Origin of the sequence: Aquabacterium soli, from assembly GCF_003933735.1 — a bacterium.
Classification (GTDB): Bacteria; Pseudomonadota; Gammaproteobacteria; order Burkholderiales; family Burkholderiaceae_C; genus Aquabacterium; species Aquabacterium soli.
Map to the genome: position 1 here is coordinate 36,129 of NZ_RSED01000007.1, position 13,012 is coordinate 49,140.

The 13,012-nt window shown below is 66.7% G+C and carries 10 protein-coding genes; 4 read left to right on the forward strand and 6 right to left on the reverse strand.

Annotation, left to right across the window (positions count from 1 at the left end; all coding sequences use genetic code 11):
- Nucleotides 1-7: 7 nt before the first annotated feature.
- A complete protein-coding gene (locus tag EIP75_RS10200) occupies nucleotides 8-1,879 on the reverse strand; it encodes a thiamine pyrophosphate-binding protein (RefSeq protein ID WP_125243168.1) in 1,872 nt (623 codons plus the stop codon).
- A gap of 130 nt (nucleotides 1,880-2,009) precedes the next feature.
- Between EIP75_RS10200 and EIP75_RS10205 the strand changes: the two genes are divergently transcribed.
- Entirely contained in the window at nucleotides 2,010-3,605 is a 1,596-nt protein-coding gene (locus tag EIP75_RS10205) for a flavin monoamine oxidase family protein (protein ID WP_233584795.1), read from the forward strand.
- Here the strand turns inward: EIP75_RS10205 and EIP75_RS10210 are convergent.
- Nucleotides 3,585-4,577, reverse strand: a complete 993-nt coding sequence (locus tag EIP75_RS10210) for a 3-oxoacyl-ACP synthase (protein WP_125243170.1) — start codon at nucleotides 4,575-4,577, stop codon at nucleotides 3,585-3,587. The two genes, EIP75_RS10205 and EIP75_RS10210, sit on opposite strands and share 21 nt — an antisense overlap.
- A gap of 95 nt (nucleotides 4,578-4,672) precedes the next feature.
- Here EIP75_RS10210 and glk point away from each other — a divergent pair, with 95 nt between their 5' ends.
- Together glk and EIP75_RS10220 are read left to right on the forward strand one after the other, a co-directional pair.
- Nucleotides 4,673-5,662: a glucokinase gene (gene glk / locus EIP75_RS10215; RefSeq protein ID WP_158622804.1), complete on the forward strand. Its 990-nt coding sequence runs from the start codon at nucleotides 4,673-4,675 to the stop codon at nucleotides 5,660-5,662.
- Between the two features lie 34 nt (nucleotides 5,663-5,696).
- Nucleotides 5,697-6,167, forward strand: coding sequence for a hypothetical protein (locus EIP75_RS10220; RefSeq protein ID WP_125243172.1), 471 nt, complete (start codon nucleotides 5,697-5,699; stop codon nucleotides 6,165-6,167).
- A 27-nt stretch (nucleotides 6,168-6,194) separates the two neighbouring features.
- Here the strand turns inward: EIP75_RS10220 and EIP75_RS10225 are convergent, their stop codons facing one another.
- From EIP75_RS10225 to EIP75_RS10235, 3 genes are all read right to left on the reverse strand, one after another.
- Complete coding sequence (locus EIP75_RS10225; protein ID WP_125243173.1) at nucleotides 6,195-6,629, reverse strand: RidA family protein; 435 nt, start codon at nucleotides 6,627-6,629, stop codon at nucleotides 6,195-6,197.
- Nucleotides 6,630-6,744: 115 nt separating this feature from the next.
- On the reverse strand, nucleotides 6,745-7,512 hold the full coding sequence (otsB, locus tag EIP75_RS10230; protein WP_233584796.1) for a trehalose-phosphatase: 768 nt from the start codon (nucleotides 7,510-7,512) through the stop codon (nucleotides 6,745-6,747).
- 53 nt (nucleotides 7,513-7,565) lie between these two features.
- Complete coding sequence (locus tag EIP75_RS10235; RefSeq protein WP_125243175.1) at nucleotides 7,566-9,809, reverse strand: alpha,alpha-trehalose-phosphate synthase (UDP-forming); 2,244 nt, start codon at nucleotides 9,807-9,809, stop codon at nucleotides 7,566-7,568.
- Between the two features lie 182 nt (nucleotides 9,810-9,991).
- Between EIP75_RS10235 and EIP75_RS10240 the strand changes: the two genes are divergently transcribed.
- Nucleotides 9,992-11,797: a glycoside hydrolase family 15 protein gene (locus tag EIP75_RS10240; RefSeq protein ID WP_125243176.1), complete on the forward strand. Its 1,806-nt coding sequence runs from the start codon at nucleotides 9,992-9,994 to the stop codon at nucleotides 11,795-11,797.
- A 37-nt stretch (nucleotides 11,798-11,834) separates the two neighbouring features.
- On the opposite strand, the gene EIP75_RS10245 is transcribed toward EIP75_RS10240, so the two are convergent.
- Complete coding sequence (locus EIP75_RS10245; RefSeq protein WP_199758551.1) at nucleotides 11,835-12,992, reverse strand: mechanosensitive ion channel family protein; 1,158 nt, start codon at nucleotides 12,990-12,992, stop codon at nucleotides 11,835-11,837.
- Between the last annotated feature and the right edge of the window lie 20 nt (nucleotides 12,993-13,012).

The following is a 13,012-nucleotide window of genomic DNA, read 5'->3' on the forward strand; positions in this document are numbered from 1 at the left end:
AGAGACCTCAAAGAGAACTGTCACCTCCCGCTGCACTGGCCGATGGCAGGGTGCAACTGGGAATCGGAAGCACGGGCCACCCGTAAGGCGGCGACGGCTGAGTATTGATATGTACCACGATCACCTGGGGCTTGCCGCTGGTTTGGGCCGAATCCAGGGCTTTCACGAGGGCTGCCTTGAAGGACTCGGTGCCCTGGTCGGGTGTGATGGCCACGGCCTCGGCGCCCAGGCCCTGAGAGAACAGCACCAGATCGGGCGCGCCCAGCTTGTAGTAGTCCTGCCAGGACGGGGCCGGTGGCAGCAACTGGGCCATGCCCTGGCTGACCATGGCCAGGTCGTTGTCATAGAGCACGACCCACACGGCGCCGGTGCGGTACTGGGCCGCGGTGGACACCTCGGCCCCGTGCATCATGAAGGCGCCATCACCCACGATGGCCACGCAGGGCTTGTCGGGCTGGGCCATCTTGGCGCCCACCACCGCCGCCACGCCGAAGCCCATCGGGCCCATGGCCAGGGCACTCTGGTAGCGCACGGGCGGGTCCACGACCAGGTTGTTGAGCGACCAGCCCACGCAGTTGCCGGCATCAATGAAGATCTCGCCCTCGCGAACCAGCTCGTTGATCACGCGGATCATCGCGGCGGGGTGCACGGGGGCCTTGTCGGAGTCGCGTCCCTCCGGGTCGGCCCAGGCCGTGTGGCTCTGCTTGATCTGGCGGACGTAGGCTTTGCGCTCGTCCACCTTGGCGGGATCGGGGTGGTGGTACTGGTGCGCATGCTGCAGCAGCACGTCCAGGCTGGCGCCGATCTCGCCGATCACGCCTCGCGTGACGGGGAAATCGCGTCCGATCACGCTGGCATCCAGGTCGAGCTGGATGAAATGCTGCGTGGGCAACAGGGCCTTGTTGTACGGATTGGACGCGGCCGTGGTGGTGGCCAGCTCGCCCAGGGTGGAGCCGAGCACCATCAGCGCGTCGTAGTGATCGGGATCACCCAGCGGCCTGATGTACAGGTCGGGCCAGGCACTGGCGCACATGCCGTAGTTGCGCAGGGACAGTTCATGCGATTCGGGGAAGATGCCCTTGGCGTCGGGCGTGGTCATCACCGGGATGCCAAAGCGATCGACGAACTCGGTGAAGGCCTTGAGCCGTTCGGGCTGGGCCAAGGCTTCGCGGCTGCCGTTGCCCAGGAAGATCAATGGGCGCCGGGCCTGCAGCAGTTCGTGCAGCGAGGTTTTCAGCGCTTCGGGATCGGCGCAGGCGGCACGGGCCTGGTAGCTGCTGGGGGTGGGCTTGGTGGGCGGCGGGCTGATGCAGGTGCCGGCCACGTCGTTGGGCAGGCTGATGTGGGCGGCGCGGTTGGGCAGGGAGCGGGCGTTGCGCAGCGCCTGCTGGAACAGCGTCTGGAAGTTGCTGGGTGACGAGATCATCGCGCTCGATTCCACGGCGTTGCGAAAGATCACGTTGACATCCAGCTTGGCGTCGGTGCCCTCCTGCAGGTAGCCTTGTCCAAAGTATTTCTCCGGTACTTCGCCGGTGATGACCAGGAGCGACACATTGCTGGCCTGCGCGTTCATGGCGCCGGACACGGCGTTGGTGGCGCCCGGCCCCGATGTGGTCAGCACCACGCCCAGGCCGCGGGTGGCCCGCGCATGGCCATCGGCCATGTAGGCCGCACCGCTTTCGTGGCGGCAGATGACGAACTCGATCTGGTCGGCGTGCTTCTTGAGCTCTTCCATCAGCCAGACGGCTGCGCCGCCGGGGATGCCGAAGACCTTGGTGACGCCTTCGGCCAGCAGGTATTGCACAAGCAGTTGTGCCACGGTGCAGCTGGGAATGGTCTGGGCGCCGGGGATGACGGAAACGGATTGGCCTGTTTGCATGGTGATTCTTCCCTTATTGAATCAATCGATGGAACGTGAAGAAGCCACATTTGTAACTCTCGTGTGTCTGTTTCAAACGTAGATATGAAGGGAATCTGACGTGGATACCAAACAATCAGGTAAAGAGGTGTTGGACGTTGCCATCGTTGGCGGCGGGGTTTCTGGCCTGTACAGCGGTTGGCGCCTGCTGACGGACGGTGGTTTGAAACGCGGTTCGGTGCAGCTGTTCGAAAGCAGCGGCCGGCTGGGCGGGCGCCTGCTGTCGGTGACGCCGCCGGACATGCCGCAGGCCCGCATCGAACTGGGCGGCATGCGCTTCACCACGGGACAGGAAACGGTGAAGGCGCTGGTGGACTACCTGCAATTGCCGACCGTGGATTTCTCGGTGGGCGAGGCGAACAATGTGGCGTACCTGCGCGGCAAGCACCTGCGCACGGGCGACCTGACGGATCCGGACAAGATCCCCTATGTGCTCACGGACGACGAGCGCGCCAACATCAAGGACGGCTTCACCGTGCTGGCCGCGCAGCGCTTCCTGCAGAAGGTGCTGGGCGTGGACCATGTGGACCTCAAGACGGTGGACTGGGAAAAGCTGGCCCGCAGTGGCCGCTACGAAGGCACCTTGCTGCGCGACCTGGCCATGCGCTATGTGTACAACCGCTCGGTCAGCCACGAGGCCTTTCAGTACGCCGAAGACACCAGCGGCTACGACAGCATCTACTTCACCTGGAACGCGGCCGATGGTTTCCCCTGGAACCTGTCGGACTACGGCGCCACCATCGAGTACAAGCGCCTGGTCGAGGGCTATGAATCACTCCCCCTGACCATCGCTCATCGCTACACGGAGGCCGGTGGCATCACCCACCTGAAGCACCGCCTGGTTCGCTTTGACAAGACCCGACTGCCCGATGGGAAAGACGGCATCGAGCTGCACATCGAGCACGACGGCCATGAGCAGGTGATGCTGGCGCGCAAGCTGGTGCTGGCCATGCCGCGCCGCTCGCTGGAGCTGATCGAGCAGAGCGGCGCCGTGCTGGCACCCGAACACCACGAGGTGCACCGCCTGATCCAGTCCGTGGTGCCGATCCCGCTGTTCAAGCTGGCCCTGTGCTACCGCACGCGCTGGTGGGAGAAGCTGGGCATCACGCAGGGCCAGTCGGTCACGGACCTGCCGATCCGCCAGTGCTACTACTGGCCGGTGGGCGACGACACCGAGGCTGGCGCCATCCTGATCTACGACGACGGGCTGGACCTGGACTACTGGGCCGGCCTGCGCGACAACCCTGTCAAGTTCACCAACCAGGGCCATGCACCGTCCAGCGAAGGCCTGCCCGCCGACGAATGGAACGACCATCCCGCACCGCAGCTGATGGTGGACGAGGCGCACCGCCTGCTGCTGCAGATGCACGGCTTGCAAGACCATTCGGACCTGCGTCCCTACGCCGCGGCCTACCGCGACTGGGGCGACGACCCTTTCGGTGGTGGCGCCAACTTCTGGCCACAGCATGTGGAGAGCTACGACGTGGGTCATCGCATCATCCACCCGGTGTCCAACGTGCCCGTCTACATCTGCGGCGAGGCCTACTCGCATGCGCAGGGATGGGTGGAGGGCGCGCTGGCCACGGCCGAGGAAATGCTGCAGAGCCACCTGGGGCTCAAGCCGCCGCCCTACCTGCAGGCGGCCCCGGTGGATTCGTCGCCTGATTCAACCACGAAGGTAAAGTAGGGCCGTTGCGTGCATCTCCATGCCGGTGCCCATCAGCACCAGGTACTTGGTGTTGATCTCGCCAAAGCACTTGGCGAGGTTCACCGGCACGGACGATGACACCATGTCGCCCAGCTCCTCCAGCGTGGTGATGTAGGTCCCAGGCTGGATGGCGCTGTTCCAGGCCTCGTAGATGGACTTGGAGCTTTGGTGCGCCACGAGGGTGATGTCTTTGCTCGTGATGCCGTGGCGCGCCAGCATGCGCGCAATGATCTTGGGTGGCACGGGCACGCCGAAGGTCTTGACCGCGGTGGCGCCGTCCTTCTCGTCGATCTTCATCAGCGGGGTGGTGAACAAGGCCAGTTCGCCCTGCTTCTCATGGAAGCGCGGCTCCATGCGCAGCGCGCGGAACCACGAGCTGTCGGTCTCGTTGTCCCAGTCGATCAGCGTGAAGCGGCTGGTGTCATCCGTGGCACCGACCACGGCCGCACCGGCGGCATCTGAGGCGGCCATGGCCACGGCTTCGTGGTAATCGACATGGTGCGTCCAGTTGTTGCCGCAGGCCACCAGGGCCTTGCGGGCCGAACCGGCCGCGATCAAGTCGTTGGCGATGCGCAGGCCGTCGTGGAAGGCCGTGTAGTCGGTGTTGAGCGTCATCACGCGGCAGCTGGCGGACAGCTTGAGCTCGTGGTGCACGGCGCACAGATCGTTGGGCGCATAACAACCGCTCACCGAGGCCGAGCCGATCAGCAGGTCGATGTCGGCCAGGTCCACCTTGGCATCCAGTGCGGCGTTGCGGCAGGCCTTGGCGACGATGTCGGTGACCTGGTCGCCGCGCTCCAGCACGCGCCGGTACTTCAGGCCGTCGAACAATTCGCCCCCCGAGGGCGGGTGCGCACGCAGCCAGTCGAACACCGGGTCGTCGTTGCCGCGGATCTTGTCGGGCAGACAATAACCCACACCCAGGATGGCCACTCTTGACGCTTGGTTCATCGCATGTTCCCTTGTTGATGGATGATGGGCATATCGGCAGGTGGCGCAGACCACCCAAGCTGTTTTTGCAGGGGCGGACAACAAGGAGACGGGACATGATCTTGTGCGCGGACATTGGGGCCACCAAAACCTTGCTGGGCTTGGCCGAGGTCCACCCCGAGACGGGGCGGGTGGTGGTGAAGGCCTCTCAGCGTTATGTGGCCGCGCAGGTGCCCTCGTTCGAGGCCATGCTGACCGATTTCCTCAGCCAGCATGGGCCTTCCTTGTCGCAGCCCTTGCGCGCGGTAGGCCTGGGCGTGGCCGGTCCCGTGCGCGACCAGACCGTGCAGATGACCAACCTGCCCTGGCGGCTGGATGCGCGTGAGCTCAGCCGCCACCTCGGGGGCGTGCCCGTCACCCTGGTCAACGACTTCGAGGCCGCAGCCCATGGCATCGAGGCCCTGGCACCCGATGAGCTGATGACCTTGCAGGCAGGCGATGCGCAGGCCCGTGGCAACCAGCTGGTGCTGGGCGCGGGCTCCGGCCTGGGCGTGGCCTTTCGCATCTGGCAGGGCAATGGCCACGCCGTGGTGCCGGGCGAGGGCGGCCATTTCAGCTTCTCCCCCATCAACGACCAGCAGGACCTGGCCCTGCAGCGCCTGCGCCCGCTGGTGCCGCGCGTCGTGGTCGAGCACTTTGTCTCCGGCCCGGGCCTGGCCAACTTCTACCAGTGCCTGGGCGACGAGCCACCCACCAAGGTGATCACCCCGATGGACACCGAGGGCCTGACCGGCGAGTCGGTGTTCCGCAAGGCGACGAAGGAGGGCGACGCCCTCGCGGCGCAGGCGCTGGAGCAGTTCCTGCTGGCCTATGGTTCTGTGGCGGGTGACTACGCGCTGGCCACGCTGGCCCGTGGCGGCGTGTATGTTGCTGGAGGCGTGGCGCAGCGTTGCGGCGAGATGATGCGCGATGGCCGCTTCATGCGCGGCTTCGGGCAGAAGGGGCCTTACACAGAGCTGATGGCCACGCTGCCGGTGCACCTGGTCCTGCAGCCCGAGCTGGGCCTGGTGGGCGCGGCGGTGGCGGGTGCGCGCCTGCCCCACTGACGCGGCAACGCAACTTGAAAGGACGGGACGCTCCATGACCAGCACCAAGCCCTCTTTGCCGGACATCACCCCGGCGCCCGAGTTGCTCGAAGCCCTGCTGCGCCTGTCGGCCGGCCATGGCACGGCGGCCGACAGCGCCCAGGCCCTGCTGGACGCGGTGAACCGCTACCTGTGGGACGGCAGCACCTTCAATGAGGCCAAGGCCGTAGGCGAGGCACTGGCCTTGCGCTCGCTGGGGCTGCAGGCCATGCCGCTCACGGATGCCAGCCCCCAGGAAACCCCCGGGGCGCCGCAGGACCAACTGCTGGAAGAGAAATTCCGCGTGACCGCTTCCGAGATCCAGCACCCGCGCCGCGTGCTGGGCGCCTCCAGCTTTCTGGTGAGCCTGCTGTCGCAAGACATCTCGCCCGGGCTGAAGGACGGTGCGGAGCGCCTGATCGCGCACCTCAAGGACATCTATCCGGTGGAGAGCGGCATCTACGACATCAACGCCACGCAGTGGTGAGGCCGGTGGCGGACTTTGTGCGGGCACTCAGGCTTGGGTGGCCGGCGCGATGGCGGGCACCACCGCCGTGGCATCGATTTCGAAAAGCATGCCATCGAGGGCCAGGCGGCCTACGGGGATGAGGGTGCAGGCGGGCGCGGGCTGTCCGGCCCACAAGGCCTTGATGGCGGTGCTCAAGACCGCCAGCCGCTCGGGTGAGTGGTCGACCACGAGCGCGGTGAGCCGGGTGATGTGCGACAGGCTGGCCTGCGCCGCCTGCAGCGCAGTCTGCAGGTTGTGCAGGGCCTGATGGACCTGCTCCGCGAAGTCGGTGGACAGCTGGCCATCCGCCGTCTCGCCGCCCTGGCCTGCCACGAAGACCAGCCGGGCGGGCGCATCGGCCACCACCACGTGGCTGTAGCCATTGGGGCTGGGGTCGTACAGGGCGGGCGGGTTGATGAAGGTGTGCTGCGTCGACGACATGGCAAGGCCGGCTCGAGTGGAGAAGGCCTTCACTATCGAACCTCAAGCCCGCTTGAGGTCAATCGGTCGCGCCAGCCAACCCTGCCGAAGGCAGGGCCATCGAGTGCCGAGCCTTTCAGGGCAGCGAGGTCACCATTTGCTGCAGCATCGTCGCCACCTCGGCGTGCGTGTCCAGGAAGTAGCGCGCCTTGGACATCGGGTCGTCGCGCCCGATGCGCACCGTGAGCCAGCTGGGCTGGGCGCGTTCGAACACCGACTCGTCGTTCACGTCATCGCCGATGAACAGGGCGGCCTGGGCGCCCGTGCGGTGCACCAGGGCGGCCACGGCATCGCCCTTGTCGGGCGCGTGCGCGGCCACGATGTTGACAACGCACTTGCCGCCGAACTGGCGCAGGGCCGGGTCCAGTTCGCCCAGGGCGTTGTCGATGGCGCGCATGGCCTGGTCACGGTCACGCGCCAGGCGATAGTGCAACGTCAGCGAGTGGAGCTTGTCCTCCACCAGGACACCGGCGGCAGTCAGCAGGGGCTGGCGCTCCGCGATGCGCTCGCGCAGTTGGTTGAGCTGCTGGGTCAGCGCGCCATAGACCTCTTGCGAGAGCTGCGGGCTGTCCGGGTCTTCCGCCCCGTGGTTGCCGATGATGAAGTGCGGCTCGAAGCCCAGGCGCGGCGCCACATCGGCCACACTGCGGCCGGTGACGATGGCCACGGGCAGGCGGCGGGCCAACTGCTCCAGGCGCTGGGCCACGCCGATGGACACACGTGCGTCGTCGGGCAGCGTCACGATGGGGGCGAGGGTGCCGTCGAAATCGAAGGCCAGCAGGGGCTGCAGCCGCATGACGGTGTCGAGTGCCTGCAGGCCTTGTTGAGAGAACAGGTGTTTCACGTCGTCAGACCTCCCGACGGACTGTGGTGGGTTCGATGGATCAAGGGGTGAAGTCATCCTACGCCGGGTTGGTGCCGTTGAACACGGGCCTCGATGCGCTCGCGCAGGCGCCAGCGGCCAGCGTCGGTCAGCATGCGGCCGGCCCAGCGGTATACGTTGAACTCGTGCACCGTCATGCGCAGGCTGGCCATGCGCTCGCGCTGCTCGGCCTCGGGCATGGTGAGCGAGCGGTGCAGGGCATCGGCGGTTTCTTCCACGTGGTACGGGTTCACGATCAGGGCTTCGCTCATCTCGCGCGCGGCTCCGGCGAAGCGGCTGAGGATCAGCACGCCCCGCTCGTCGTCGCGCGCGGCCACGAACTCCTTGCAGACCAGGTTCATGCCGTCGTGCAGGCTGGTCACCATGCAGGCATCGGCAGCGCGGTAGAGCTCATTGAGCGCGTCGGATTCATGGTGCTCGGCCAGCAGGTGCACGGGCTGGTAGCTGTCGTTGCCGAAACGCTCATTGATGCGGCGCGTGGTGTTCTGGATGCGGTCCTGAAAGGCGCGGTACTCCTCCAACGAGCTGCGCGAGGGCGCGGCCACCTGCACGAAGGAGAACTTGCCGATCCACTCGGGGTGCTTCTCGAGCAGGCGCTCCACGGCATGCAGGCGCTCCAGGATGCCCTTGGTGTAATCGAAGCGGTCCACGCCGATGGCGATGCGGTGGCCGGGCGGCATGCCCAGGCGCTGCAACACGCGTTCCTTGCACTGGGCCACGGGCGCCCAGGTGGCCATGGTGGTGTCCGATGGCCAGGCGATCGAGATGGGGTAGTTCTCGACGAAGGTCGTGTCTTCGTGGAAGGAGATGGTGGAGTGCTCGTGCTCGATGCGCGCCTCGAGGTAGCGGTCCACCGTCTCGATGAAGTTCTTGCAGTGAAAGCGCGTGTGAAAGCCCAGGATGGTGCTGCCCAGCATGCCTTCTAGGATCTCCTGGCGCCATGGGCAGATGCCGAAGGATTCGGGGTTGGGCCATGGGATGTGCCAGAAAGTGATGATGGTGGCGCGCGGCAGCTTCTTGCGGATCAGGGCGGGCAGCAGCGCGAAGTGGTAGTCCTGCACCAGCACGACCGGGTCCTCGCTGCGGGCCTCGGCCACGACGGCATCGGCGAAGCGCTGGTTGATCTTGCGGTACTCCTGCCAGTCGTTCTCGCGGAACACGGGCCGCACGTGGGCCACATGGCACAGCGGCCACAGGCCTTCGTTGGCGAAGCCGAAGTAGTAGCCCTTTTCTTCTTCTTCGGTCAGCCAGATGCGGCGCAGCGTGTAGTCGTCCTTGCCGGGTGGCACCAGCACGCGGTCGTGCTTGTCGACGCTGCCGCGGTCGCCGCTGCCGCTGCCATGCGCGATCCAGGTGCCCGAGCAGGCGCGCATCACCGGCTCCACCGCCGTGACCAGGCCGCTGGCCGGGCGCTTGACGATGGTGCCGTGGCCGGTGTCCTCGTGGATGTAGGGCTCGCGGTTCGAGACCACGATCAGTTCATCACCGCGCAATTGCGTGCGCAGCAGGGCGCGCAGGCGCTCGGGGTTCCAGATGGTCTCGGGCCCGAGCGAGCGGCGGTACTCGTCTTCCAGATCGCGCAGGCGGCTGCGCAGATCGGCTGCCAGGGGGGCCAGCTCGGGCGAGGTCGAGATCAGGGGGCTGATCAGGCCTTCGCCGCGCAGCAGCGCGCGCGCGCCCGATACCCAGCCCCGCCAGCTCAGCTGCGCCACCACCACGGTGATCAGCGCGATGATCACGCCCAGCCCAGAGATCAGCACGATCAGGTACTTCTGCGTGTCCTGGCTGCGGCGCTCGACGAAGCTCAGGTCGTGCAGCAGCACCAGATCGGCGATGTGCTCGCCGTTGTCGGCCTTGACGGGGTGCATGCCCACGTGCACCGAGCCGCCTTCGATGTGCATCTGCGGGTCCTTGCGGCCGGCGGTCTCGGTCGCCTGCGCGCAGCCCAGGTCGCGGGGAAAGGCTGGGGTGTGACGCAACAGTTCGCCATTGAGCGTGCACAGACCGATGGCGACCAGGCGTTCATCCTGCACGGCGCGGTTGAACAGCACCTGCAGGCGCAGGCCCAGCGGGTCTTTCAAGGCCTCCGAGATGGAGTCGGCCATGGTGTTGGTCAGCAACTCGCCGCGCAGGTTCACATCGCGTGAGAACCAGCGCAGGGTGAGGCGGTCCATCAGCGGCAGCGCCAGGTACGAGGCCACCACCAGCGTGATGACCAGGGGGACCAGAAAGCGCAACTGCATGCGCAAAGTGTTCATGCGCGGGCTCCTCTTGTCTTGGGGGAGTTGAGTGTCTGCGCTGGCGTCGCAGGATGCCCGGGAGGCCTATACATTGGTGCAAATATACAGGGCTTCCCAAAACCCCCATGTTTCGCCCAGGTTGGGGGCCTTGCGGTACAAAGGGTGCAAGCTTGATCAAGACCAAGAAGAGGAACAAGAAGATGAGCCATCCCGTCGACCATGCTTCCCTGGGCCTGGCCCTGATCGGCAACTGTGCGATCAGTGCGCTGGTGGACAAACAAGCCCGCGTCGTGTGGAGTTGCATGCCGCGCTTCGACGGTGATCCGGTCTTCCACGCGCTGCTGGATTCGCCCGATGGCGTCAAGCGCGAAGGCACGATGTCCGTGGAGATCGAGGGGCTGGCGCGCACGGAGCAGGAGTACGAGCCGGGCACGGCCATCCTGCGCACCCGCCTGTACGACACCGAAGGGCAGGGCATCGAGGTGGTGGATTTCGCGCCCCGCTTCTTCCAGCGTGACCGGGCCTTCCGGCCGGCCCAGCTGGTGCGCCGCATCCGGCCGCTGAGTGGCCACCCGCGGGTGCGGCTGAGCGTGCACCCCCGCGGCGACTGGGGCGCCACCACCCCCACCTTCACGCGCGGCAGCAACCATTTGCGGTTCGTGTTCCCCGACCATGCGTTGCGCCTGAGCACCAACGCCCCGCTGACCTATGTGGTGGCCGAGACCTGGTTCTCGCTGTCCGGGCCGATCAGCATGTTCTTCGGGCCTGACGAGACGCTGGGCTCCGGCATCGAAGAGACCGCGCGCGATTTCGAAGAACAGACCAGCCTGTACTGGCGCCACTGGACGCGCCGCCTGGCCTTGCCACTGGAATGGCAGGACGCGGTGATCCGCGCCGCCATCACGCTCAAGCTGTGCCAGTACGAAGAGACCGGCGCCATCGTGGCCGCCATGACCACCAGCATCCCCGAGGCGCCGCACAGCGAACGCAACTGGGACTACCGCTACTGCTGGCTGCGCGATGCCTTCTTCGTGGTGCGGGCGCTCAACAGCCTGTCCGAGGTGGGTACGATGGAGGAGTACCTGCGCTGGCTGCACGACATCGTGCGCGGCGCGCAGGGCGGCCATGTGCAGCCGCTGTACGGCATCGGCCTGGAGCGCGAACTCACCGAGGGCCTTGTGCCGCACCTGGCGGGTTACCGCGGCATGGGGCCGGTTCGCGTGGGCAACCAGGCCTTCGAGCACTTCCAGCACGACGTGTACGGCAACATCGTGCTGGGCGCGGCCCAGGCCTTCCATGACCACCGGCTGTTCCGCCGCGCCGATGAGAGCGATTTCGCGGCGCTGGAGGCCATGGGCGAGCAGGCCTGGCGCCTGCACGATCAGCCCGACGCCGGCATGTGGGAGCTGCGCACGCGCTCTCGCGTGCACACCTCGTCGTCGCTGATGTCGTGGGCGGCGTGCGACCGGCTGGCCAAGGTGGCGGCGGTGCTGAACCTGCCCGACCGTGCAGCCCACTGGGCCGACCGTGCCCGCATCGTGCGCGACAAGATCCTGGCCCTGGCCTGGAGCGAAGAGCGCCAGGCCTTCGTTGAGAGTTTCGGGGGCAAGGACCTGGACGCCAGCGTGCTGCTGATGGCCGAAGTGAACTTCATCGATCCGAAGGACCCCCGTTTCATCAAGACGGTGGAGGCCCTGGAGGCCACGCTGTGCGACGGCCCCTTCATGCGCCGCTACGAGGCGCCCGACGATTTCGGCCGGCCCGAGACCTCCTTCAACGTGTGCTCGTTCTGGCGCATCGACGCGCTGGCGCGCATCGGCCGCACGCAGCAGGCCCGCGAGATCTTCGAGGCCCTGCTGGCCTGCCGCAACCACGTGGGCCTGCTGTCCGAGGACATCGCCGTGGGCAATGGCGAGCTGTGGGGCAACTTCCCGCAGACCTACTCGATGGTGGGCATCATCAACGGCGCGATGCGCTTGTCCAAGCCCTGGGACCAGGCCGTCTGAACAACGACGGGTTCGTGCGGGCCTGACCATGGTGGGGTCAGGCCTTGTCCACGGCGGGCGTGGCATGTTCGTGCTCAGGCGTGGGCGAGCGCTGTTCCGGCGCAGGCGGTCTGTGCTCGGTGTCGCTGGGCGGGTCCATCTCGGCGCGCAGGCGGGGCAGGTACTCGGGGTAGTCCTTCTGCATCATCGACATCAGCTCTTCGCGCACCAGGCAGCGCAGGTCCCAGCCCTTGCCTGAATCGGCGGTGCTGATCAGGCAGCGCAGCTGCATCGACTTTTCGCTGAAATCCGTCACCTGCACCAGGCACACGCGGCCGTCCCACAGGGGCGAGCCTTCGCACACACGCTTGAGCGCTTCGCGGATGGGCTGCAGCGGCATGCGGTAGTCCACCCACAGGAAGATGGTGCCCAGCAGTTGGGCGCTGGAGCGCGTCCAGTTCTGGAAGGGGTGTTCGATCCACCACTGCAGCGGCACGATCAGGCGGCGTTCGTCCCAGATCCGCACCACGACGTAGGTGCTGGTGATCTCTTCGATGCGGCCCCATTCGCCCTCCACGATCACGACGTCATCAAGCCGGATGGGCTGGCTGAAGGCGATCTGCAGGCCGGCGATCAGGTTGCCCAGCACGGGCCGCGCGGCCAGGCCGGCGGCGATGCCGGCCACGCCGGCCGAGGCCAGCAGGCTGGTGCCGAGCTGGCGCACGTCGGGGATGGTCATCAGGGCCAGCGACACGCCGATCAGCATCACCAGCGCGGCCACCATGCGGGTGACCACCCTGGTCTGCGTCTGGATGCGGCGGGCCGTCAGGTTGTCGGTGACGTTTTCGATGGGCTGCGACAGGATCACGGCATCGCCGCTGGCCTGCACGATGCGCACGATCAGCCAGGTGAGCGCCCCGATCAGCACGATCGTGGTGAACTGGCGTGTCAGGCCGATGCCACTCAGGTCATCCGGCGCTGCCCGCAGCACGAACTGCAGGGCCAGCAAGGGCAGCACATAGCTGGCCGGCCTGCGGGACGCCTGGGTGATCAGAGAGGCGGATGGCGAGCGTGCCACGGCACGGCGTATCACGGCCGCGCCAGCCTGGAAGGCCAGCCAGGCGATCACCATCGCGATGAGCGCTGCGACGAGCGTCAGCCCCCAGGGACCCAGGGGCAGGCGGTCCAGCCATTGCATGTATTCGGTGTTCTCCATGGACACGAAGTATCCATAGA